General features: G+C 38.1%; 20 protein-coding genes. 14 read left to right on the top strand and 6 right to left on the bottom strand.

From position 1 onward, the window contains the following. Positions 1–173: 173 nt before the first annotated feature. Positions 174–911, top strand: a complete 738-nt coding sequence (locus GQR87_RS02970; protein ID WP_158966411.1) for a FadR/GntR family transcriptional regulator — start codon at positions 174–176, stop codon at positions 909–911. Positions 912–1239: 328 nt separating this feature from the next. On the opposite strand, the gene GQR87_RS02965 is transcribed toward GQR87_RS02970, so the two are convergent. After that, on the bottom strand, positions 1240–1989 hold the full coding sequence (locus GQR87_RS02965; protein WP_158966409.1) for an SDR family NAD(P)-dependent oxidoreductase: 750 nt from the start codon (positions 1987–1989) through the stop codon (positions 1240–1242). 387 nt (positions 1990–2376) lie between these two features. Between GQR87_RS02965 and GQR87_RS02960 the strand changes: the two genes are divergently transcribed. Further along, positions 2377–2892 carry an RDD family protein gene (locus GQR87_RS02960; RefSeq protein ID WP_158966407.1) on the top strand — a complete coding sequence of 172 codons (516 nt, stop codon included), beginning with the start codon at positions 2377–2379 and terminating at the stop codon, positions 2890–2892. A 36-nt stretch (positions 2893–2928) separates the two neighbouring features. On the opposite strand, the gene lptG is transcribed toward GQR87_RS02960, so the two are convergent. Beyond that, positions 2929–3996 carry an LPS export ABC transporter permease LptG gene (gene lptG, locus GQR87_RS02955; RefSeq protein WP_158966405.1) on the bottom strand — a complete coding sequence of 356 codons (1068 nt, stop codon included), beginning with the start codon at positions 3994–3996 and terminating at the stop codon, positions 2929–2931. Continuing rightward, positions 3989–5092, bottom strand: a complete 1104-nt coding sequence (gene lptF, locus GQR87_RS02950) for an LPS export ABC transporter permease LptF (protein WP_158966403.1) — start codon at positions 5090–5092, stop codon at positions 3989–3991. Before lptF ends, lptG begins: the two co-directional genes overlap by 8 nt. Before the next feature lie 260 nt (positions 5093–5352). Between lptF and pepA the strand changes: the two genes are divergently transcribed. From pepA to GQR87_RS02925, 5 genes are all read left to right on the top strand, one after another. Next, positions 5353–6858, top strand: a complete 1506-nt coding sequence (gene pepA / locus GQR87_RS02945; protein ID WP_158966401.1) for a leucyl aminopeptidase — start codon at positions 5353–5355, stop codon at positions 6856–6858. A gap of 35 nt (positions 6859–6893) precedes the next feature. Next, the gene (locus GQR87_RS02940; RefSeq protein ID WP_158966399.1) at positions 6894–7361 is read left to right on the top strand and encodes a DNA polymerase III subunit chi; all 468 of its coding nucleotides are present in this window, start codon (positions 6894–6896) and stop codon (positions 7359–7361) included. Then, the gene (locus GQR87_RS02935; RefSeq protein WP_158966397.1) at positions 7354–10206 is read left to right on the top strand and encodes a valine--tRNA ligase; all 2853 of its coding nucleotides are present in this window, start codon (positions 7354–7356) and stop codon (positions 10204–10206) included. The genes GQR87_RS02940 and GQR87_RS02935 overlap by 8 nt, the downstream gene beginning before the upstream one ends. A gap of 130 nt (positions 10207–10336) precedes the next feature. Next, positions 10337–11839, top strand: coding sequence for a bifunctional UDP-sugar hydrolase/5'-nucleotidase (locus GQR87_RS02930; RefSeq protein ID WP_158966395.1), 1503 nt, complete (start codon positions 10337–10339; stop codon positions 11837–11839). Next, a complete protein-coding gene (locus tag GQR87_RS02925) occupies positions 11839–13488 on the top strand; it encodes a GGDEF domain-containing protein (protein ID WP_158966393.1) in 1650 nt (549 codons plus the stop codon). Before GQR87_RS02930 ends, GQR87_RS02925 begins: the two co-directional genes overlap by 1 nt. On the opposite strand, the gene GQR87_RS02920 is transcribed toward GQR87_RS02925, so the two are convergent. Together GQR87_RS02920 and GQR87_RS02915 are read right to left on the bottom strand one after the other, a co-directional pair. Further along, positions 13485–14021, bottom strand: coding sequence for a DUF3016 domain-containing protein (locus GQR87_RS02920; RefSeq protein WP_158966391.1), 537 nt, complete (start codon positions 14019–14021; stop codon positions 13485–13487). The two genes, GQR87_RS02925 and GQR87_RS02920, sit on opposite strands and share 4 nt — an antisense overlap. Positions 14022–14041: 20 nt before the next feature. Beyond that, positions 14042–16054, bottom strand: coding sequence for a beta-propeller domain-containing protein (locus GQR87_RS02915; RefSeq protein ID WP_158966389.1), 2013 nt, complete (start codon positions 16052–16054; stop codon positions 14042–14044). A gap of 159 nt (positions 16055–16213) precedes the next feature. Here GQR87_RS02915 and GQR87_RS02910 point away from each other — a divergent pair, with 159 nt between their 5' ends. Genes GQR87_RS02910 through GQR87_RS02895 form a run of 4 tightly spaced genes read left to right on the top strand, consistent with a single transcriptional unit; the run spans position 16214 to position 19436 of the window. After that, positions 16214–17098: a MipA/OmpV family protein gene (locus GQR87_RS02910; protein ID WP_158966387.1), complete on the top strand. Its 885-nt coding sequence runs from the start codon at positions 16214–16216 to the stop codon at positions 17096–17098. Next, positions 17098–17478 (top strand): DUF3019 domain-containing protein, encoded by a 381-nt coding sequence (locus GQR87_RS02905; RefSeq protein WP_158966385.1) that lies wholly within the window; start codon positions 17098–17100, stop codon positions 17476–17478. The genes GQR87_RS02910 and GQR87_RS02905 overlap by 1 nt, the downstream gene beginning before the upstream one ends. Continuing rightward, positions 17478–18179: a response regulator gene (locus GQR87_RS02900; RefSeq protein ID WP_158966383.1), complete on the top strand. Its 702-nt coding sequence runs from the start codon at positions 17478–17480 to the stop codon at positions 18177–18179. Before GQR87_RS02905 ends, GQR87_RS02900 begins: the two co-directional genes overlap by 1 nt. Before the next feature lie 3 nt (positions 18180–18182). Then, positions 18183–19436, top strand: coding sequence for an ATP-binding protein (locus GQR87_RS02895; protein WP_158966380.1), 1254 nt, complete (start codon positions 18183–18185; stop codon positions 19434–19436). Here GQR87_RS02895 and GQR87_RS02890 read toward each other — a convergent pair. Then, complete coding sequence (locus GQR87_RS02890; protein ID WP_158966378.1) at positions 19426–19785, bottom strand: hypothetical protein; 360 nt, start codon at positions 19783–19785, stop codon at positions 19426–19428. The genes GQR87_RS02895 and GQR87_RS02890 overlap by 11 nt on opposite strands. 461 nt (positions 19786–20246) lie before the next feature. On the opposite strand from GQR87_RS02890, the gene ccoG reads away from it, so the two are divergent. The 3 genes from ccoG (at position 20247) to GQR87_RS02875 (ending at position 23504) form a co-directional block, all read left to right on the top strand. Beyond that, on the top strand, positions 20247–21686 hold the full coding sequence (gene ccoG / locus GQR87_RS02885; protein ID WP_158966376.1) for a cytochrome c oxidase accessory protein CcoG: 1440 nt from the start codon (positions 20247–20249) through the stop codon (positions 21684–21686). Next, positions 21683–22648: a serine/threonine protein kinase gene (locus GQR87_RS02880; RefSeq protein WP_158966374.1), complete on the top strand. Its 966-nt coding sequence runs from the start codon at positions 21683–21685 to the stop codon at positions 22646–22648. The genes ccoG and GQR87_RS02880 overlap by 4 nt, the downstream gene beginning before the upstream one ends. Positions 22649–22865: 217 nt before the next feature. Continuing rightward, positions 22866–23504 carry a gluconate 2-dehydrogenase subunit 3 family protein gene (locus GQR87_RS02875; protein ID WP_158966372.1) on the top strand — a complete coding sequence of 213 codons (639 nt, stop codon included), beginning with the start codon at positions 22866–22868 and terminating at the stop codon, positions 23502–23504. Positions 23505–23528: the final 24 nt, after the last annotated feature.

Raw genomic sequence — 23528 nt, 5'->3', positions numbered from 1 at the left:
CCAATAACGCGCTAATTGGAATTACCAAAATAGATGTGTTAAATATTACCAATTCAGTTTTGGTTGAAACCATGTTATAACAATAATAATAATATGTAAGTACCCTTATTTATCGTTGTATCTTCGGACCAAAGTTGACATAAGAACGGTACCTTTAAACAGAGGAATTGAAGATGAAAAATCGTCGACTATTTTGGAACATTGTCGCTCGAATCGAGGTATTAATTGACTCAGGTCAATACCCCCCAGGCAGTCGCCTTCCGCCAGAGCGCGAACTCGCTGAAAATTTTGAAGTGAGTCGCCCCACCATACGTGAAGCCATTATTGCTTTGGAAGTACTTGAACGAGTTGAAGTGAAAACTGGTTCGGGTGTTTATGTGCTTGAACATACAAAACAAAACACAGGGTTAGAGATTAGCGCTTTTGAATTAACTCAAGCCCGAGCCTTAGTAGAAGGTGAAGCAGCGGCTTTAGCTGCCACCACTATCTCTGAAGCCGAACTAGTGCGTCTTAAACAAACATTAGTTGAGATGGGTAAAGGTGTGAACCCAGAATTAGCTGACAAAGAATTCCATTTGATCATTTCTACCGCTACTCGTAATAACGCTATATTAATGGCTGTAAACGATTTGTGGAAATTGCGTGAGTCTAGTCCATTAGTTAAAGCCGCATATAAAGACGTTTGCAGTCAAAGTGACGAAAAACGTTTAGAAGAACATACAAGTATTTATCAAGCTTTGGTTGATCGTAACTCACAAGCGGCAAGAGCGGCCATGCACCATCACTTTAACAGGTTGATTAATGCATTATTTGAAGCTAACGAAAAGAAAGCGTTAGAAGAAGTACGAAAACAAACCAGTCAAACCCGTGACTTATATTCATTAAGCCATCTAGTTTCTCCTAAAGTATAACGCTGGGGGAGTTTTCCCCCATTATTTAAATTAGTCACAGTTAACTACAACATATCTTTAATAAAAATCTGCAAATAATTAAGCTTATCTTTATATCCCTTCTCACTGTATTTACCCTACGTAACTCAATAATTTCCCGGTAATAATACAAACTCCAATAGATAAATGTACACTCAACGAGAATTTAATGGGATTGGTATTAACCATCACAGGGCAAATAAACTCGATTAAAAACTTATCTGTAGCCAATAAAAAAGGCCCTAATAGGGCCTTTGCAGGGTACAGTAGTTAGAATTATCTACTTTTATTATTAAACTTTCAGAATGGACTAAGAGAAAATCAAGCCAGCATTTATATCAACGTTGTTACCCGTCATATAAGATGCATCGTCACTTGCTAAAAATCCAACTAACTTAGCCACTTCTTCTGAAGTACCTTCACGTTTAAGTGCAGTCATACCTGCAACAGCTGTTCGTACAGCATCTTTAGTAAATGTATCGTGGAAACCAGTACTGATCATACCTGGGCATAAAGAGTTTACACGAATACCTTTAGGACCTAATTCTTTAGCTAATCCACGAGTAAAGCTAGTTACAGCACCTTTTGACGCTGCATAAGCAACTGAACCAGGGCCACCGCCATCGCGAGCTGCTTGTGAAGAAAATGTGACTATTGCACTACCTGCAGATAAATGAGGTATCACAGCATGACACATCATAAATAAAGATTTAAGATTCACATCCATTACATTATCCCAATGCTCTGTAGACATTTCATCGATTGTTACACGAGCTAACAAGCCGCCTGACACATGTACTAACACATCAATTTTACCGAATGTTTCAAGAGCTGTATCAACGGTTTTCTTAACGCCTTCAACAGTTGTTAAATCAGCTTTAATTGCAACAGCTTTAGCACCCAAAGCTTCGATTTCTTTAACCGCACTTTCGGCAGTTTCTGCACTTGAATGGTAGGTAAGTACAACATTAGCGCCTTTACTTGCTAGTTCAATTGCACTGGCTCGGCCTATGTCTCTTCCGCCGCCAGCTACAATTGCCACTTTGCCTTTCATTGTCATGATGTTCTCCGTTGAATTTTTACAAAAAATAGTTGAATAAAATTAAACTTTTAACTGGTAACCGACAGACAATTTGCGCCGCCTATAAAGCTCTAGACCAATCAAGTTTGCAAGACAAAAGTAACCAATAGCCAAACACTTGTCAACCAATTATTTGCATTTGGTATTACCAAATTATTTGAGGACGTTTTGTTTATTGCATATACTTTAAAAGCTAACTAACCAAAATAGGTTAATCTATGCTAACGATCCAGTTTAATTTCATTAATTTATTAACATCTTACACAAGGCCAAACAAGTTGGCTTACCAATTAGAGTCATATACAAAGTTTATATATCTAGATAGAATTACAAATAGAATCCATTTTATTTTTTGAAGTATTTCCCTTGACTAATACTAGCTCTGAGTTCCCCCGCGCAAACTTTTTCCGTCGCTTAGCTGCGATAATTTACGACATATTGGTAGCTGTAGCTATTGGTATGTGTGCAGCTTTAATTTATATGGTGGTGATACTCATTGCTTTTACCAACAACCTCATTAACAACGGTAACTTTGAACATTTTATGGACTTCTTTCAGCAGTCTTTAGTGTATAAAAGCATATTACAAGTATGGGTCGGAGCTTGGATTATTGCTTTTTTTATTTGGTTCTGGCGGAACGGCGGACAAACCATAGGCATGCGTGCTTGGCGCTTACGATTATTCAGCACCAACGAAAAACAATTTGGTTATGGACGTGCTCTATTACGTTTAATTTGTTCATTAGGCGGGTTAGGTACACTGCTAGTGTTAATAGACTGGAAATCAAAACAGTCATTACAAGATAGGATCTGCCAAACTGAGATATTGGTGTTAAGTAAAGAAGCCAATCATCATGCTGCCTGGAAAGAGTTACAAGAATAAATAAACTGCCTGCTAACATACAGGCAGAGCCTACTTTTAACCTTTTCTTTGTAGAAAGTACACAGACAAACCAGCAAAAACGACACTGGGTAAAGCCGCGCCTAACAAAGGCGGCAATTGATACACTAGGCTCACTGAACCAAACACCTCATTGCTGACAAAAAAACCGAATCCAGTTAATACCCCTAAAATGACTCTGGCTCCCATAGTGACACTACGTAGTGGTCCAAAAATAAAGGATAATGCCATCAGTAACATTACCCCAACAGAAAAGGGTTGTAATATTTTACGCCATAGAGCTAATTCATAACGGCTTGGATCTAAACTATTATTTTTTCGGTAGTTAACATATTCAGCTAATCCTTTAATAGACAAAGCTTCAGGTTTTACTTTTACTACACCTAATTTGTCAGGGGTTAACGTTGAATTCCAAACACCTTTAGCAACTTGTTCGTAACGAATTCTTTGATCACCAATAAAAGTATAGTTTACTTGTTCTAACGCCCAGCCATCTGGAGTGTACTGAGCTCGCTCTGCATTAGTTATTTGTCTCAAGACTAAGGCACTATCAAACTCATAAACGTTGATATCTCTGAGGTTATCTCGGTCGACAACTTCACCTATACTGACAAAATTGTCACCATCTTTAGCCCAAGTTAATCGGTCGGCTGCAAACAAGCTACCACCAGAAATAGCCTGAGTTCGTATTTCTTTAGCTTTGGTCTCGGTAAAAGGTGCAACCCATTCACCAATTGACATAACAAACAGCACCATTAATAAAGCGGATTTCATTGCCGAGGTGATGATATTCCAACGACTTTGCCCTGCCGATTGCATCACCACCAGCTCACTATTACTGGCAAGGATCCCCATACCAATGAGGCCACCAATTAACGTTGCCATAGGAAAGAATTGTTCAATTTCCCGAGGTAAACTCAATAAAACATAAATACCAGCGGTAGTCATATCATAACTACCCCGCCCCACTTGTTTCATTTGTTCGATAAACTTAATCAAGGCGCTTAAGCCCACTAAAACACTTAAGCTCATAGCTGTGGTGGCAAGTAAGGTACGAGCGATATAAATATCAAGAATTTTAAACACGTAAATCTCCTCGTAGCCTAGCCCGCAGTTTGACACCAAATGGGCGACCTTTGAGGATTAATATTGCGCCAATCAGCAATAACACACCATGCACCCACCACAAGCCTAACTGAGGCGGAATATTACCATCTTCCAAAGCTTTACGTCCTGCCATTAATAATAAGAAATAACCTAGATACAACATTAAAGCTGGAAACATTTTACCAAATCTACCTTGTCTAGGATTAGCAGCACTTAATGGCACAGCAATCAGCACCAAAAAAGGCAGTGACAAAGGTATGGCAATTCGCCAATGTAATTCAGCAATTGCTTCAATAGAGTTATCTTGAACTAAGTCTTTGGTTGTGTAAGCCGTTAACTTACGACGCTTTTTCTCTGCTTGTTTTTCGGCTATTTGAATTTGATATTCATCAAACTCAATCACTCGATAATCTTGTCGTCCCAACTTTCCTTCATATTGTTTTCCTTGGTTTAAGATGAGCTTTTCAGAACCATTTTTTTCTGCCCTGACTCCTCCTTTACTTGCATATACAATACGAACATCTTCAGAGCCAACATCTCTTTGCGCTAAGAACACTTTGTTGAGAGCATTTTCGCCACTATCTATATCATGTACAAAAATAACCGCTTGCTGATTATCTGTTTGCTGAAATCGGCCTGGAATCAAGGAGGTTAAGCCACTTTGTGCGCCAAGTTTATCTTCTAATTGATATTCATTTTCTACCGACAATGGCGCTAACCACATAGTTAATACCGCGGTAACTAATGACATTGTCACTGCTAACACCATCATCACCCGAGTGATATACCACTCGCTAATTCCGCAAGCTCTCATCACACTCATCTCACTATCGACATATAATCTGCCATGAGCCAGCATAATGCCTAGAAATAAACTTAATGGTAAAATCAACGATGCCAATACCGGCATACTTAAGGCTAGAAAACCTAACACTAAGCCAGCAGGTATTTCGCCATTTGACGCTTCAGCCAATACACGAACAAATTTTTGTGTAATAAAAATTGCCATCAGTAACATAAAAACTGCTACTTGAGATTTTAAGGTTTCTACAACCAAATAACGGAAAATAAGCACAATACATCCATAGGAAAAGTAGTATTTTTAGTGGAACAATGGGAATTTTTAAGTAAACTTAACGTTTTCACAAGTTTAATTTAAAAAAAGCCCAAATTTAGGGTCTAAAACCCCTTTAAGTTTACAGATTAAGTCTGGCTAAGGTTAATCTTACAATATTATTGCTGTATTACCCAATCATGCCTTTCTAATAAATAAAAAAGGCATGAAAATTAACTAATACAATATTAATCGTTACGTCATAACACCGAGGAATAATAGTGGAATTTAGCGTTAAAAGTGGTAGCCCGGAAAAACAACGCAGCGCATGTATTGTCGTAGGTGTATTTGAACCTAGACGCTTAACTTCAGTTGCCGAACAACTTGATATCATCAGTGAAGGTTACATCAGCAATTTACTTAGACGAGGAGACTTAGAAGGTCAAGCCGGTCAAATGTTATTGCTCCATCATGTACCTAATATTCTTAGTGAAAGGGTATTATTAGTAGGCTGTGGTAAAGAGCGTGAGTTGGACGAACGTCAGTACAAACAAATCATTTCTAAAACCATAAAAACCTTAAATGAAACTGGCTCGATGGAAGCGGTTAGCTTTTTAACTGAATTACATGTAAAAGGCCGAGATACCTACTGGAAAGTACGCCAAGCAGTCGAAGCGACGCAAGATTCTTTATATACCTTTTTACAACTTAAAACCAAAAAAGGTGAGTTACGTCGCCCTTTACGTAAAATTGTCTTTAATGTGCCTACTCGTCGTGAGTTACCTATTGGTGAAAAAGCCCTTGCTCATGGTTTAGCTATATCTGCAGGAAGCAAAACGGCTAAAGATGTGGCCAACATGCCACCTAATATTTGTAACCCTGCTTATTTGTTAAAACAAGCTGAACAATTTGCCGAAACCTATGCAAATTTACAAGTCAGCTCTGTGAATGAAAAACAAATGGACGCCTTGGGCATGCATTCCTATTTAGCCGTTGGCCGTGGTTCAGTTAACGAATCGATTATGACAATCATGGAACATAATGGCGGACCTGCAGGGCAAGCTCCAATCGTACTTGTTGGCAAAGGTTTAACCTTTGATTCAGGTGGTATTTCCATCAAGCCTGGTGAAGGTATGGATGAAATGAAATACGACATGGGCGGAGCAGCAGGTGTGTTGGGCGCTATGCACACCATCTCTGAGCTAAACCTGCCTATCAATATAGTGGGGATATTAGCAGGCTGTGAAAATATGCCGGATGCTAATGCCTATCGTCCAGGTGATATATTAACCACTATGTCCGGACAAACAGTAGAAGTACTAAACACAGATGCCGAAGGACGCTTAGTTTTATGTGACGCATTAACATATGTCGAACGATTTGATCCTGAATTAGTTATAGATGTAGCGACCTTAACAGGTGCATGTGTTATCGCTTTAGGTAAACACGCCACAGGTGTAATGAGTAATCATAATCCTTTAGCCCACGAATTAATCAATGCCTCTGAACAAAGTGGTGATAAAGCTTGGCGTTTACCTTTATGGGACGAATACCAAGAACAAATTGAAAGCCCATTTGCTGATATGGCCAATATTGGTGGTCGACCTGCTGGCACAATAACCGCTGCCTGTTTCTTGTCTCGTTTTACCCGTAAGTATAACTGGGCGCATATGGATATTGCTGGTACCGCTTGGGTGAGTGGCAAAAACAAAGGTTCAACAGGTAGACCGGTGCCTATGTTGTCACAATTTTTGATGAACCGAGCAGGTATAGAAATCGAAGATTAAACTTAGTTTAATACTTAAAAAGGCCAATTATTATCATGTCTAATGTAGCGTTTTACCTACTAGATGAAACAGCCGAAACCCATAATCAGCCAGCGCATTTTGCGTTGGCTTGTTTGTTGGCCACCCGCAGTTATCGCCATAAACAGAAATGTTTAGTGTACTGTCAAAACCAACAACAAGCCGAACAGTTTGACGAACTATTATGGCAACTACCCAACGATGCTTTTGTCCCCCATAATTTGGCAGGAGAAGGTCCAGTTGGCGGTGCTCCGGTAGAAATATGTTGGCAAGCTCCCAGTCAGTTTAATCGCCCAGTGTTGATTAACTTAACTGACACCATTCCCGTTTTTCATCAACGATTTAGACAAGTCATTGATTTTGTGCCTGCGCTCGAAACATTAAAAGCTCAAGCAAGAGAACGATACAAACAATATAGAGCGGCCGGTAATCAATTAGATACCATTGCCGCCAGTACAATTATTAATGAGAGTAACGATGGATAAGACATTTAATCCACAAAATATTGAACACAATATATATCAACAGTGGGAAGACAGTGGCCAGTTTAAACCGTCTGGAGAAGGCGAACCCTATTGTATTATGATCCCGCCGCCAAACGTCACTGGTAGCCTACACATGGGACATGCCTTTCAACAAACCATAATGGATGCATTAACCCGTTATAAACGTATGGATGGCAACAATACCTTATGGCAAGTGGGCACAGATCACGCTGGTATTGCTACCCAAATGGTCGTGGAACGTAAATTAGCCGGCGAAAATGGACCGACTCGTAAAGAGTTAGGCCGTGACAAATTTATCGATAAAATTTGGGATTGGAAAGCAGAGTCAGGTAACACTATCACTAATCAAATGCGTCGTTTAGGCGCATCAGTTGATTGGGAACGTGAACGTTTTACTATGGATGAAGGTTTATCAAACGCAGTAAATGAAGTATTTGTTCGGCTACATTCTGAAGACTTAATTTATCGTGGTAAACGCCTAGTTAACTGGGATCCTAAACTTCATACTGCTATTTCTGATCTAGAAGTTGAAAACAAAGATAAAAAAGGTTTCATGTGGCATTTCCGTTATCCATTAGCTGATGGCGTAACAACAGCCGATGGTAAAAATTATTTAGTCGTTGCCACCACACGCCCTGAAACCGTATTAGGCGATACAGGTGTAGCGGTTAATCCTGAAGATCCTAGATACAAAGCTCTAATTGGTAAATTCATTGATTTACCATTGGTCGGTCGTCGCATTCCCATTGTTGGTGACGAACACGCAGATATGGAAAAAGGCACAGGTTGTGTGAAAATCACGCCTGCCCATGACTTCAACGATTACGAAGTCGGAAAACGTCATAAATTACCTATGATCAATATTCTGACATTTACTGCAGAAATTCGTCAACAAGCAGAAGTATTCGACACTAACGGCGAAGCTAGCGATGCAGTAAGTTCTGCATTACCTGAAGAGTTCCAAGGTTTAGAAAGATTCGCTGCCCGTAAAGCCGTAGTTAGCAAATTTGAAGAACTCGGTTTATTAGAAGAAATCAAAGATCACGATTTAACTGTACCTTATGGTGATAGAGGCGGTGTAGTCATCGAACCTATGCTGACCGATCAATGGTACGTGCGCGCTGCACCACTAGCAAAAGTGGCAACTGAAGCTGTGACTAATGGCGATATTAAGTTTGTACCTAAACAATACGAAAATATGTATTTCTCTTGGATGAATGATATTCAAGACTGGTGTATTTCTCGTCAATTATGGTGGGGACACAGAATCCCAGCTTGGTATGACGAACAAGGGAATGTTTATGTTGGTCGTGATGAAGCTGAAGCACGGACGAAGAATAACTTAGGTGAAGAGGTTAAACTTAGGCAAGATGACGATGTATTAGATACTTGGTTCTCATCTGCTTTATGGACTTTTTCAACCTTAGGTTGGCCAAATAATACCGAAGATTTAAAAACCTTCCATCCTACTGATGTGCTTGTCACTGGTTTTGACATTATTTTCTTCTGGGTCGCCAGAATGATTATGATGACAATGCATTTTATTAAAGATGAAAATGGTAAACCACAAGTCCCTTTTAAAACTGTGTATGTCACGGGCCTTATTCGCGATGACGAAGGTAACAAAATGTCTAAATCTAAAGGCAATGTGATTGATCCTTTAGATATGATCGATGGAATCTCATTAGACGAATTACTGGAAAAACGTACCGGTAATATGATGCAGCCTAAGTTGGCTGAAAAAATCAAAAAACAAACCTCTAAACAATTCCCTGACGGTATTGAGTCACACGGTACAGATGCACTGAGATTTACCTTAGCAGCATTAGCATCCACTGGACGTGATATTAATTGGGATATGAAACGTTTAGAAGGTTACCGTAACTTCTGTAATAAATTATGGAACGCGAGTAACTTTGTATTAATGAATACCCAAGAGCAGGATTGTGGTTTTGGCTCAGATACCAATATGGAATTATCTTTAGCTGACAAATGGATAATAGGCGAATACCAACACACTATTAAAGCTTATCGTGAAGCTATGGATACTTATCGTTTTGATATTGCCGCGCAAATTCTTTACAAATTCACTTGGGATCAATTCTGTGGCTGGTACATTGAATTAACCAAACCAGTCATTCTTAAAGGCGATGAACAACAACAGCGTGGTACACGTCATACTTTAGTGACAGTGTTAGAATCACTACTTAGATTGATGCACCCCATTATGCCATTTATCACTGAAACGATTTGGCAGAGTGTTTCGCCTCTAGCCAAGTGCCAATCTGCAACCATAATGAATCAAACTTATCCTCAATATGATGCAGCTAAAGTAGATGCCAGTGCTATGGCTGATTTAGAGTGGGTTAAAGGCTTTGTGTTAGCTATTAGAACCATCCGTGGAGAAATGGATATAGCGCCAAGCAAACCTTTGTCTGTATTGTTAAAAAATGCCTCCGCAGAAGACAATAGACGATTAGCCGAAAACCAATTGTTCTTGCAAGCTATTGCTAAATTAGAAACAGCCACACCATTAAAAGATGGGGAACAAGCTCCGGCTTGTGCCACATCTTTATTAGGCTCTTTAGAAATAATGATCCCTATGGCAGGTCTAATCGACAAAGATGCTGAACTGGCTCGTATTGCTAAAGCCTTAGATAAATTCGATAAAGACTTTGCTCGAACTCAAGGCAAATTGTCGAATGAAAAATTTGTTAGTAATGCACCTGCCGCGGTTATAGAAAAAGAGCAAGCTAAGTTGATCGATATGACAATGCAAATTGAAAAATTAAAGGAACAACAACAAACGATTGCGAATTTATGACATTCTTTTGGGGCTATTGACCTTTAATCATATTATTGAACTAAAGTTCAACAAAATAAACCGCGATTAACCTACAGTTAATTGCGGTTTTTTGTACAATAGCTACACCACTCTTCTCTACACAGTATAAATGACAAAGTTAATAGCTTTATTTTTATTTCTTATTGGCAATATTTGTTTAACTCAGACTTGTTTGGCAAAAGAGAAAGATTCTGCCCATCTAAAATTAATTTTTGCGGCTAATATGCCTGATATAGCGCAGAATGATGACAGTGGTTATAGTCAACTTCATAGCTTACTGCAGCAGATAAGACAAAATGGCAACAGTACTATATTTGCCTTTGGTGGAGGTAGCCTTGGTCCTAGCCCTATGTCTAGCTTCGATCGAGGCTCCCATATCATCGATATTCTTAATACTCTAGAGCCAGATCTCATGACAGCTAGAAAAAGAGAATTTAGCTATTTTGAAGATGAATTGTCGCTGCGTTCTTTTGAAGCCGCCTTCCCTATCATAGTTAGCAATGTCACTGACCAATTAACAAGTAAAAATTTAGAGGGGCTACAAGAAAATGTAGTGATCGAAAAAAATGGTCACAAAGTGGGTTTTATGTCGATAATTGAATCTGAGGTGGTACAAGAATATTTATTAAAACGAATAAAAGTGTTTGAATCGCGCTCGTTTGTTGAACAGCAAGCACAAAAGCTTAGACTGCAAGGAGCCGAAATTGTTGTCATGGTTTATTCGAAAAAACAAGAATATTACTTAGACCTACTCGATTCTGCGGTAATTGATATCGCCATCAACGCTCGCTCAGCTAGAGATAATGCCAGCCTAAATTCATTTTCTCATCCAAGAAATTACGCTCTAAGCAAAAATAATAGAGCACTAATTTTTGACCTCACTTGGCCTAATTCAAACTCAAATAAAGCGATCATTAACCATAGCGAAGTTGAGTTACAGAATTATGCCAAAGAAACAAATATTGCATTACAAATTACTGGTTACAATCACAGATTAGATCGTCTACTCAATCAAAAAATAGGTACTACCACTACAGAAATCAACACCTTACGCAAGGCTGTTCGCACTGGAGAAAATGCCTTTGCAAATTTTGTAACCGACATCATTAGAAATCACGAAAAAACGGATATTGGATTGATTAATGGTGGAGGGATCCGTGGTAATAAAGTATATCCCCCCAATACCAATATCACTCGCCGAGATATTGCCACTGAGCTACCTTTTCGCAGTCGTATTACAGTCGTTTCCGCCACTGGCCAGCAAATTAAAGATGCACTGGAACATGGTATAAGTGAAGTCGAATTAATTAGAGGTCGTTTCCCTCATGTATCTGGACTCAAATTTAGTTATTCCAGTTCGTTACCTGTAGGCCAAAGAATTACCTCAATTACTCATATGGGGGGAACTTTCGATTTAACCAAAAGCTACACTGTTGCGACATCTGATTATATTGCCAACGGAGGTGACGGATACACCACTCTTGGTAATAAAATAACCGATAGTTCTTTTAGTTCTGCTCAAACGTTAATTTCAGATATTGTCATCCTCAATATACAAAAGATGCAAAAAATTGCACCTAAGCTTGAGTCTCGATCTGTGAGGGTAAAATAGTGGTAAAACAAAGCAGCACTCGCGTTTCCCTAGTACGATTTTTTGGTATCGCGCTTACGATCATAGTGTCATTGTTTTTATTAGTCAGCTGGTTAACATTCTCGAGATTGTTAAATTTTGAATCTATCTTAAATAACATTTCAGATCGCGCTTTACCTAAAATAGCATTATCCAGCGAACTATATGGCGAAACGTCAAAGCTATTAGAATTCACTAATTTATTAGCTAATTCAACATCAGATGCTGGAAAACGTGTTGCCGAACAACAACTCAATACTTACATTCGTAATATTAAAAATTTGTCTGATAAAAAACTCGAAAATCAATTTTTAGACACCCAATTAGATATTATCAATATAGAACTATTGGAATTTTCCAACCTAATTTGGCAACGTTCCAACATACAAAAACAACTAAAAATAAATAAAGACTCTATGTATTCTATATTTTTAGAGGCATTCAGATTACCAACAAAACAAGGTGCATCCGCAGATGCTCAGCTACAAGAGAAAAGCTGGAGAATTGAATTACCACAACTGATGATTTTGGCAGGTCAAGCATTATCGACCCACAGATTACAGCTGGCTCGGGGATATTTTAGTGATTTTTCAGAAAAATTAACCCAACTAAAAAATGTCTTAGGAAATAACCCTAACACAGTTCAAAAGCGGTTACTTATTGAGAGATTAGAATACTTAGTTTTCGCTGATAATGGCTTACAATCTTTACTCATTTCGCAACTCAAATTAGACGGTCGGGTGATGGGTAGAGAAAACTTTATGCACCATATAATTGTAGACTTCTCCCGATTATTAGAAATTTCAGCTAGAGAAACTAAAGACAATGTATTTAATCAAGTATCAATATCGGTAGAAAAAACCAAACAACAAACAAATCTAATTGGTTTAGCTATCGCCACAGCCATTCTTTTATTATTTGGCGTTTTATTTTTAATCCAACAAAAAATACTTAAGCGACTACAATATTTTAATCTTATTGTCGGTGATAAAACCAAAGGCACACAATATAAATTGTTACTCAGAGGTAACGATGAGATTACCGACTTAGCTAAAACTTTCCATGAGTTAACGAATACCATAGAAATACAAAAACAGCAGTTAGAACAAATGTCGATGACAGATTCTCTGACAGGTGTGGCGAACCGCCTTGCTCTAGATAGAAGATTGCAACACGACATAGAATTATCTATTAGGCAAAAATCATCGGTCTCAGTATTACTTTTGGATATAGATTACTTCAAGCTATACAACGACAAGTATGGCCATGAGGCCGGTAATGAATGCTTAAAATATGTAGCCGAAGTTATTTCATCCTCTTTACATAGGCAAAGTGATTTCGTTGCAAGATTTGCAGGTGAACAGTTTCTGTGTGTGTTACCTAATACAGATGTAATTGGTGCAGAAAATATTGCCAAGCAAATTATCCAAGCTTTAGCTTTACGAAACATCCCTCATGAGTTCAGCGAGGTATCGACATCTGTGACCACCAGCATCGGAGTTGCCGAATCAAACTCTAGTCATATTTTACAACCTGAAAAATTAATTCAACAAGCAAATAAAGCACTTGATACTGCAAAAGAAGCGGGAAAAAACAGCTACAAAACCTATAGTGATAATTTACAAAACTAAGAACTACTATTTGCTACTTGTTCAATTCGGGGAAACTCTTGTTTAAACCATCTCTTCAACATATTTTTTTCAAAATGTAATGAGTCGCTACTAAAAGGCATATTACTACTGGCCATAAAATTTAGGTCTTTGAGTTCAACCTGAGCTTGTTTAACAATTTTTCCATCTGCAGACAATAACTGGTAAGCAAAGTTGATTCGCGGAATATCAACCGATTTAACGACCCGAATGTCAGTCATTCCCGCCCCAAAACCAGCAAAAGATGCAGGCCACACTTGACCTGCCAGATCTAAATCGCTGACAGTGATGACTAATCTTTGACTTTTAGGCAAGGTTTTTGCCAATTTAAGCATGTATTGATCGATGCGTTTAAAAGTCAAATTCATAAATTTTTGTTTCCCCCCATTGGACGGGCGAACATCTCGATATTTTTCAGGGTTATGCCATGTAATTTCAACATTTTCTTGCCCATAAGCAGCTTGTGAAAAACACCAGGTTAACGCAGGCAGCAATATAAAGTTTAATTTCATCATAACCTCTTAATTAGACTCATTTAATAAGGCCCCAATAATTCAGCACCTTCCTGCCAAATAGAACGCCAAACCTGATTACCATGAATATAATACACATTTTCATCGTGAATTATGCTTCGGTCTAAACCGCCATAAATATAGTTTTCATTATCAGGTTTGACGACTAACTGAGCACGCTTAATTAATTCAGGTTGCACTGCATTGGTATCTACTTCAAGTAAAGCTAAACTATTTTCTGCCCACCAGTTTCCGCTATCTCCATCAAAGTTATGACCCCAAGTTTCGACAGGTAAAGCAAACTGATAACGCCCATTAGTGTTTAAAACACTAAGCGCATGATAATCATATTCAACAGGGGTATAACTATTTGCAGTTACTAGACTATTCACTTCGATTGGCTTAGTGGGATCGGTAATATCAAACAAACTCACTTTCATGCCTTCTTGCGTTATAGGTTCAACTGGTTGTTGGCCATTTTCTGAAAGGTTTCTAATATTCACTTGCTGGCCAACACCTAACAAATAGTCATTATCTAAAGGATGTAAATAATTAGAAAAACCTGGAATTTCCAACTCGCCTAGAACTTTTGGTGCTGTAGGTGTGGCTAAATCGATAACATATAAAGGGTCAATACGCTCAAAAGTGACGATATATCCTCTATCAGCAAAAAAACGTACTGCATAAATATCTTCACCAGGCTTGCCTATTGGCTCAGGTTGATTGTCATTAGGCAAAGCTCCAATCATATTAAGTTGATTTCCTTGTTGAGTTAACACAGACAACTTGTGTAGAGGCTCACCAGAAGAATAATCACTTGAGACAATACGCAAATAATTATCATATTCGCTTAAACGAAGATTAGCTGCACTACGCCAACCAATAATTCCATCCACCGAACCTGTAGCTTGATAGCTCAAATTTTGGTCTAAAGCCACTTTATGAACCACAGTTTGATTATCCACTGAAGCCGTTAAATAAAGATTACTTGGAGACATATACATCACCTGAGCAACAGAGCTAATACAACTGGCAGTGTAGTCAGAGGGATCCAGTAAATTTATTCGTATTACAGTTAATAAATGTGAATATCCGTCTTTATCTGTGGCCTCTGCCGGGATAACACATTCAACGGGTTGATTTAATGGCACTCCCTCAGCTTGCTCAAAATAGATTTTAGGCATCAAATCGGTATCAGGCGCATCTAAAATGGTTAAGTAGTTTGCTAATAGCTCTTTATCTGTAGTGGCCGTTGGATTTAACCCTGCCACTGTCGCGGTATAACCACTGACTATATATAAATTGTTACCAATTCTGCGACTCGACAACATAGTGCCATCAATTTCTATATGGTTATTGGCCACTGGAGAAGCTGGAATACTGGTATCATATAGATCTAACGACAGTTTATTTTGAATAGGAAGCCATGGCTCAGGAGCAAAAGAATGCAAGGTATACATTTCTCTGCTGTTTCTCAGAACTGCCAAACTATTATTATGTTGGTAAATACCTTCTACGTTGGGAAAATCATTATCAATATCAATTGTCGCTGCTTCAGCAAAAGAGCTATCGTTTTGTCTTTCTAATACACGTATATGTGCTGGTATTTGTTGTTCATTTTTCCACTCGGCATAAGCCGATAGATATAAAACACTACCGTCATATTTGATACGATCAGCCTCATCGACTCCCACTTCTTGAATGTTGGTAGTAGAAAAACCTTCGCTCGCCAGATCGTTTGTTGGCTCTGCAGGTGGTACATTGGTTTCTAATCTTTGGTAATAAGAATAATCATAGGTTGCCGAATAAATACCATTTTTAATAAATTGTGAAACAGATCTGGCCCCTGCTTTAACTAGGGGCCCATTAAAGGTGGTAGCAGAATTTAACTCTGGTGGTGAGGTAGGTCTTTGTTGCTCAGTATTGCTAGTGTGGATATCCTCACTTGAACAAGCTACAAATAAAGTCAAAATAATCAAAGCAATAATAGCTAAACAAAGCTGATTACCGATATTTTTTTCTTCAGGTTGTTGCATTGTGTTAATTCCTTCTAATTTAGTTAACAAAAGTGTAGTCAAGCTGTATACAAATATATGCTTCAATTTGACACTAAATGTGAATATTTGTAACTCCCCCCCAAGTCGCCCCCAAACTCTGCTAGGCTATGCAAATATAGTAAAATCAGGAGTCCCTTTTTGTCACATTTATTTCGCTATCTAACTATTTTTCTTGCAATTTTCACCCTCAACAATGCTTGGGCTTGTTCTGGTGAAAGCTGTATAAAAACAAATAGTTGGCAACTTGGTGTTGCTTTCGGTTTAGGTATTAAAAGCAATCCATTAGTTGACGGTGACAATATTCCGCTGATCATTTTGCCTGATCTTGCTTGGTATGGCGAAAAAGCCTACTTTGACAATGGAGAACTAGGTTACCAATGGTTAAATAGCACTAATTATTCATTAGAAACCTTTGTTAGTTTAGACCAGGAACGAGCCTTCTTTAGTTTCTACCACCCAGCCAATTTATTTTATCCTAGCAAAGGGTTTGCAACGGCCCAGCCAATCACCCCTAGTACTCCTGAAACATCAGAAGACAGATTAGAATTTCCCTTAGCTCCAGAAGAAATATCTATAGATAGCATAGCCAAGCGTAACTGGGCACTGAACGGTGGGATTCGTTGGCACTATTTTGAAAATAACACTGAATGGAAAGTCAGTTTACAAAATGATGTAAGTAATGTGCATAAAGGGCAAATTGTCTCTTTGAGTTATAGCTATAAATGGTTATTGAATGATACACAAATAAAACTCCGTCTTGGCGCTGATTGGAAAAGTGCCAATTTAGTCGATTATTATTATGGAGTTGATGAACGAGACAATATTAATCCGCAAACTTATTATCAAGCGTCCTCTAGTCTAGAGCCTAATTTAGCTTTAAATATAATTAAACCCATTAGCCCAGACTGGTATTTATTGGCAAACATGAGTTATAAAAAGTTACCGAGTGCGATGACCCTTAGCCCTTTAGTAGAGGAAGATTCTATTGAGCATATTTTTGTAGGTGCTGCATATCGTTTTTAATGCATTTTAAAATAAGTTGTATTATTTTTTTTGTCAGTGGCTTTTTAAGCATAGAAGCTGCAGCTATAACACCGCAATGGACGGTGCAACCTAACGTGTGCATTGCAAAATCTGTTGGTGACAGCTGCCAAATCACGATTACAATTACGGCCCATAACATACCATCTGGTGAACATTGCCTTTATCTAGACAATCAACAAATTAGTTGTATTTCTGCTAGTGTTTTTAAGCAAAAAGCACAGATATCACTGGTACATAACACCCGTTTAGAATTAAAAAATCAAAAACAAGAAACTATACTTTCGAAACAACTGTCCATTAAGTATCAAGATGCACCACCTTTACGCAGACGAATACGTAACCCTTGGAGCCTTTTCTAATGACCAAAGTACTACTAGTTGAAGATGACGAACGCCTCAGTACATTAATATGCAAGTTTCTGTCTGATAATCACTTTATTGTCCACCCTATGAATAACGGTGAAGGGCTTTTACAAGAAGTGCAAAAATTTCAACCTGATATTGTGCTATTAGACGTTATGTTACCTGGCGACAACGGCTTCATATTATGTAAAAACATTCGTCCTCATTACACTGGTCCACTGCTTTTTATGACAGCTAAAAATGATGATTTCGACCAAGTACTAGGACTAGAAATTGGCGCTGACGATTACATAATCAAACCAGTAGAACCACGAGTGTTATTAGCCCGTATCAATGCATTATTGCGTCGTAGCCATACTCCGGTAAAACCTGCGTCAAACAAAGAACAACTAATCTTTGGCAAATTGGTTATTGACCGTTCGACACGTACAGCTTTATTGAATGACGTTAACGTACAACTGACTAGTCACGAATTCGACATGTTGTGGAAGTTAGCCGAAAACCCCTCACAATTGGTTGAACGAGAAACCTTATACACCGAATTAATTGGCCGAGAATATGATGGCCTAGATCGTAGCGCTGATGTGCGTATTTCAAGATTACGCAAGAAACTACAAGATAATGCCCAACACCCTTATCGAATTAAAACCATTTGGGGTAAAGGATTCTTTTTTGTTGCTGATGCATGGGAAAGTTAATTAATGGCTCGTTTGTTCATTAGTTTATATGTGTTTATTACCCTAGCTTTAATCGGCTTAAGTACTGGCTTAGATCGTATATTTTTTAGCAATCAAGAATTAAGTGCTAACGCAGTTTATTCAACTGTCATCCAAGCTGCCAATCAACAAAACCTTGATATTGCTATTCTCGCTAAAAACCTAAAATTAAAAGCAGTAGAAAAACAACTTGAAGATATAGCTTGGTCAGTGAGCGATCGAAACAACTTACTGGCTGGGCAAGTGCTAAGCTTAGTCGACCCAGTTCTTGGCGAGCAACTATATGTAAAAACAGCCAAACAAATGGTGTTAGAGATATCCTTACCTGCTGTTCAACAGAGCTCAACGCAGTTTTTTATTTATAGTATTGTTTTTTTCTTATCTTTGGGTGGCGCAATTGCACTCTGGATCTGGCCTTTATGGCGTGATCTGTCATCGCTACAAAAAACGGTTTCATCTGTATTACCTGACGGAACCATTGCCGAAAATCATATAAGCAAACATTCTCTCATTGCACCTATCGCACAAGCGATTAACTCTATGCGAAGCCAAATTAACGAATTAATTCAAGCTCAACGCGAACTGAGCGGAGCTGTCGCCCATGAATTTAGAACACCATTAGCACGATTAAAATTTGCTTTAGCTATGCAAGCTGATGACCCTAAAGCTCCATGGGCAGAAATGCATAAAGACGTGAATGAATTAGAATTATTAGTTCAAGAAATGCTCGACTACTCAAGTACAGGCGCACATATTCCTGAATTGAGCCTTTCAGAAATACCTATTAAAGAGTTATGCCAACAACTAGTTCAGCGTCTTAGCTTAAGTCATTTACAAAATTTGCAGGTAAGTGTGCAAGGCGATGACGTTAATATCCTAGCTGATGAACATTTTATCGAACGAGCCGTAGCTAATTTACTTATTAATGGTGCTAGGTATGCTAAACACACTTTAACTATCAACATAAAAAAACACAACGATACCATTCTGATAAACATAGAAGATGATGGAGAAGGTGTCGCTGAAAGCATCAGAGAAAAAATATTTAGCCCTTTCTATCGACCTGACGAAAGCCGCAATAGAACCAAAGGTGGCGCAGGTTTAGGACTGGCAATAGTAAAACGTATTGTCGATTGGCATCAGGGTAAGTGTTACGTCAAACAGTCTAAATTAGGAGGTGCTCACTTTGTTATCCAACTGCCTAATCGATTCATGACTATTGAGAAAACTAGACCTTAACAATACCTTTACGATCAATTTCATTACACAAGTAACGTAAACTCGAACCATAAATAAACGGATTTTTATCTCCGTGTTTACAGTAGTAAAGACTGAAATTGCTCAATGCCGCTTTATTATCGGTAATCTGTAATATGTAGTCTTTTTGATAGGCACTTAAATTTTGTGTATGTGGCGCAATTTCATCTCTCAACTCAGCTAACTCTTGTTTATCGATAACCAAAGACATATCTAACATCCAATCAGCTACCGAAGATTGTAAATCGGCTAACCAAAACTGGACAAAAGATGAACGAAGGATCATTACCAAGGCAAGGATTTCGAATGTAATAATGAATAATTTAAACATAACAACAAGTAAGCGAACAATAAGAAGCTAATATCATACCTTGACCCAAAGCATAAATTATACTGTTGGTAGTTATGCCTATTTATAACTAAGGATAAGTTAAACAATTTCATCTTAGCCGATGTATTCTGAAAAAATCCCTTCTACAACAAAGCATAGGTTCTAACATAATGGTATACTGGTTAATCTGAGCTCGGGATAGGCCGAGCCTCTCAATAACGCTCTTTTTGCGCCTGGCGTTTTGGGTTTTCTAGAAATAGCACGCTATTACTTACGAAAACCAACTTGCTATACACAAAAGTTTCGTCATTGAGAGAACCTTGACGTGAACGAAAATAAATTACTATTTGTAACGTTTTGAGTTATCGATAAAAATTAAATTTGCACGATACTTCTTAACCCAAGTTCAGGTTAGCTAGGTTTGTAGAACATTATTATTACTACTTTTCCAAGGATCCAGAATGAGTGAACGCATTCCCGTCAAAAATATCTCTCCTGTCAAAGTTCATCAACCCGACAAAAACAAACATGATAATGGCTATAATCCACGAAGTAGGATTTATGTCAGAGCAGTAACCGGTGTATTAGAGAATGTACGACGATTTATGGGTTTGTGGTTCCTTGGTGCATTTGCGGTTTTACCTTGGATTACATATGAAGGTAGTCAAGCGATATTATTAGATATTGGGGCTCAGCGATTTAATATCTTTGGCTTAACTTTATGGCCACAAGATTTAACGTTACTGGCATGGATCTTAATGGTTTCAGCTTTTGCTCTATTTTTTGTCACTACTTTTGCGGGCCGAGTTTGGTGCGGTTTTATGTGTCCACAAACCACATGGACTTTTATCTTCATTTGGTTTGAAGAGCTGTTCGAAGGTAGCCGCCACAAACGCATGAAACTAGATCAACGGAAAATGGACTTTGATAAATTTTGGCGAAAAACCCTTAAACATATAGCTTGGGTTGTAATCGCGTTATTAACTTCTATTACCTTCGTGGGGTATTTCACACCAATCGATTCTTTATTTATAGATTTCTTTAGTTTTTCTTCTGGTTTCTGGGCTACTTTCAGTATTCTATTTTTTACTGTTTGTACTTATGCAAACGCGGGTTGGATGCGTGAAATAATGTGTACTCACATATGCCCATATGCAAGATTTCAATCAGCCATGTTTGATAAAGATACCTTCACTGTTGCTTATAATAAAAACAGAGGCGAGCACAGAGGACCAAGAAGTAGAAAAACCACCTCAGAAGAAAATAAACAAAAAGGTTTGGGAGACTGCATAGATTGTAATTTATGTGTACAGGTCTGCCCCACTGGTATTGATATACGTAATGGCTTGCAGTACGAATGTATAAACTGTGGAGCTTGTGTTGATGCGTGTAATGGGGTGATGGATAAAATGAACTACCCCAAAGGTTTAATCAGTTTTACTTCTGAACATGAATTAGCAGGTGGCAAAACTAAAATATTCCGTCCCAAATTAATTGGCTATGCTGTTGTATTGTTAATAATGACAGCTTTATTGGTGTTTGAAATAATGTCCCGTAAGCCTTTAGAAATAGATATTATTCGTGACCGTAACTCTCTATATCGTGAAACCAATAATGGTCTAATCGAAAATGTATACACTTTAAAAATATTAAATAAGTCACAAAAATTACAGAGCTATAATATTTCTGTGACGGGTTTAGATGGACATATATTTAAAGGTAAAACTGAAATATCTGTGGCGGGTGGAGAAATTTTGAACCTTCCAATAAGCATTGCAATCAATCCAAATTCGTTGTCAGAAACAGTCACCGAATTTAGCTTTACCTTACAAACTACTGGCGACAATAACGAACCTGTAGAAGTATCGGGAAAAAGCAAATTTTTGTATCCTGACCTATGACAACTTTTGATTTTTCAGGTCTCAACCCAGACCTTATTTTAGATGCGATTGAATCAGTAGATATTCGGGTCGAATCCGGCTTATTGGCATTAAATAGTTATGAAAATCGTGTTTATCAATTTATAGCTGAAGATAAAAAACGTTATGTGGTGAAGTTTTATCGACCACAACGCTGGACACAATTGCAAATTCAAGAAGAGCATGATTTTTCCATTGAGTTAGCTAATCATGAGATACCTGTTGTTCCGCCTATTCAATACGCAGGACAATCTTTACATGAATATAAAGGCTACTATTTTGCGATTTTTAATTCAGTTGGAGGTCGGCAATTTGAAGTTGATAATCTAGATCAATTAGAATGGATGGGAAGGTTTGTTGGACGAATGCACGCTGTAGCCAAAAGTGCTAAATTCAAATATCGACCAGAAATAAGCATCAATGAACATCTAGTACTTCCCCTGCAAGAATTACAAAATAGTACGCTTATCCCCCAAGGTTTGCACAGCCCTTTCTTCACTATTTTACAACAAGTGACCACGCTTGCATCTGAACAATTTTTTAATAGCCAACCGATTCGATTACATGGAGATTGTCATCCAGGCAACATTCTGTGGCGAGATGGACCTACATTTGTCGATTTAGATGATTGTCGCTCAGGTCCAGCGATACAAGATTTATGGATGATGTTATCGGGTGATCGCCATCAACAATTTGTTCAACTTGATACCTTAATTGCAGCCTATGAAGAGTTTCATCACTTCGACTCTAGCCAACTAGCTTTAATAGAGCCTCTGCGGGCTATGCGTATGGTCCACTACATGGCGTGGTTGTCAAAACGCTGGCAAGATCCGGCTTTCCCTCAAGCCTTCCCTTGGTTTGCAGATGGAAAATATTGGGAACAACAAATTCTGGCCCTCAAAGAACAATTTTCTGCACTCCATGAGCAGCCAATTAAACTGTAAATCCGGCAACCAAATAACGGCCGGATTCTAATCATATTAGTTTCAACAGCTAGCAGTTTAGTTTTAGATTTAAAATAAACACTATTATTGTCATACAAATTTACTAAAAATATAAATGTTATCTTGCTTTTTAATAACAGATAATTAATGTTAACGACTTGTACGAATAATGCTTTGATAGCGTTAATATTTTTACCAGTCATTTTAAAGGTAACTTATGCATAAATCTGCAGCCCAAGAAACACAAAACCAATCACCCAATGCCCCAGCAAACCAAGGCATGACTAGACGAAATTTACTAATTGGTATCATGGCATCTGTCGGTGTAGCGACAACCGTTGGTTGTGTTGAAAACTTCGATAAGTCGTTAGCAAGCCTAGAACTTGAAAAAAATTCACATCCAGATAATTTGCGCTTTTACACGGCTAATGAATATGAATTACTAAGTATATTAACCAGCTTGATCATTCCTGATACAGATACCCCAGGAGCATTAGCCATTGGTGCGCCTAAAATGATGGATACTCTACATGCAGATTGGGCATCTACTGAATCCAAAGAAAAACAGAAAATAGCAATATCTGAAATAAAACAAAGTTTAGATAAATTAGCCGGACAAAACTTTTTAACTGCTCCATCAAAAATACAATTATCGTCATTAACCGAATTAGATAGCCAAGCCTTCTCTGGTAAAAAAAATAAAGCTTGGGGCTATCGCTCGGTTAAATCACTTATTGCACGGTTTTATTATTCATCTGAAGTAGGTGCAACCCAAGAGTTACGATATGAATTAGTTCCAGGTCGTTGGGAAGCTTGTATTCCATTCGAAAAAGTCGGCCGGACTTGGGCAGCTTAATTAGCTTAAAAACAAATATATAGT

Source organism: Paraglaciecola sp. L3A3, from assembly GCF_009796765.1.
Lineage (GTDB): Bacteria > Pseudomonadota > Gammaproteobacteria > Enterobacterales > Alteromonadaceae > Paraglaciecola.
The sequence above is the reverse complement of the archived record's forward strand: the minus strand, read 5'-3'. Positions and strand labels throughout refer to the sequence as shown.

Excerpts from the sequence above, each read along its gene's own strand:
- GQR87_RS02915 (WP_158966389.1), bottom strand. The coding sequence starts at position 16,054 with ATGCAACAACCTGAAGAAAAAAATATCGGTAATCAGCTTTGTTTAGCT.
- GQR87_RS02905 (WP_158966385.1), top strand. The coding sequence starts at position 17,098 with ATGCATTTTAAAATAAGTTGTATTATTTTTTTTGTCAGTGGCTTTTTA.
- GQR87_RS02890 (WP_158966378.1), bottom strand. The coding sequence starts at position 19,785 with ATGTTTAAATTATTCATTATTACATTCGAAATCCTTGCCTTGGTAATG.
- GQR87_RS02965 (WP_158966409.1), bottom strand. The coding sequence starts at position 1,989 with ATGACAATGAAAGGCAAAGTGGCAATTGTAGCTGGCGGCGGAAGAGAC.
- GQR87_RS02940 (WP_158966399.1), top strand. The coding sequence starts at position 6,894 with ATGTCTAATGTAGCGTTTTACCTACTAGATGAAACAGCCGAAACCCAT.
- GQR87_RS02880 (WP_158966374.1), top strand. The coding sequence starts at position 21,683 with ATGACAACTTTTGATTTTTCAGGTCTCAACCCAGACCTTATTTTAGAT.
- GQR87_RS02875 (WP_158966372.1), top strand. The coding sequence starts at position 22,866 with ATGCATAAATCTGCAGCCCAAGAAACACAAAACCAATCACCCAATGCC.
- GQR87_RS02900 (WP_158966383.1), top strand. The coding sequence starts at position 17,478 with ATGACCAAAGTACTACTAGTTGAAGATGACGAACGCCTCAGTACATTA.
- GQR87_RS02930 (WP_158966395.1), top strand. The coding sequence starts at position 10,337 with ATGACAAAGTTAATAGCTTTATTTTTATTTCTTATTGGCAATATTTGT.
- GQR87_RS02920 (WP_158966391.1), bottom strand. The coding sequence starts at position 14,021 with ATGATGAAATTAAACTTTATATTGCTGCCTGCGTTAACCTGGTGTTTT.
- GQR87_RS02895 (WP_158966380.1), top strand. The coding sequence starts at position 18,183 with ATGGCTCGTTTGTTCATTAGTTTATATGTGTTTATTACCCTAGCTTTA.
- GQR87_RS02935 (WP_158966397.1), top strand. The coding sequence starts at position 7,354 with ATGGATAAGACATTTAATCCACAAAATATTGAACACAATATATATCAA.
- ccoG (WP_158966376.1), top strand. The coding sequence starts at position 20,247 with ATGAGTGAACGCATTCCCGTCAAAAATATCTCTCCTGTCAAAGTTCAT.
- GQR87_RS02970 (WP_158966411.1), top strand. The coding sequence starts at position 174 with ATGAAAAATCGTCGACTATTTTGGAACATTGTCGCTCGAATCGAGGTA.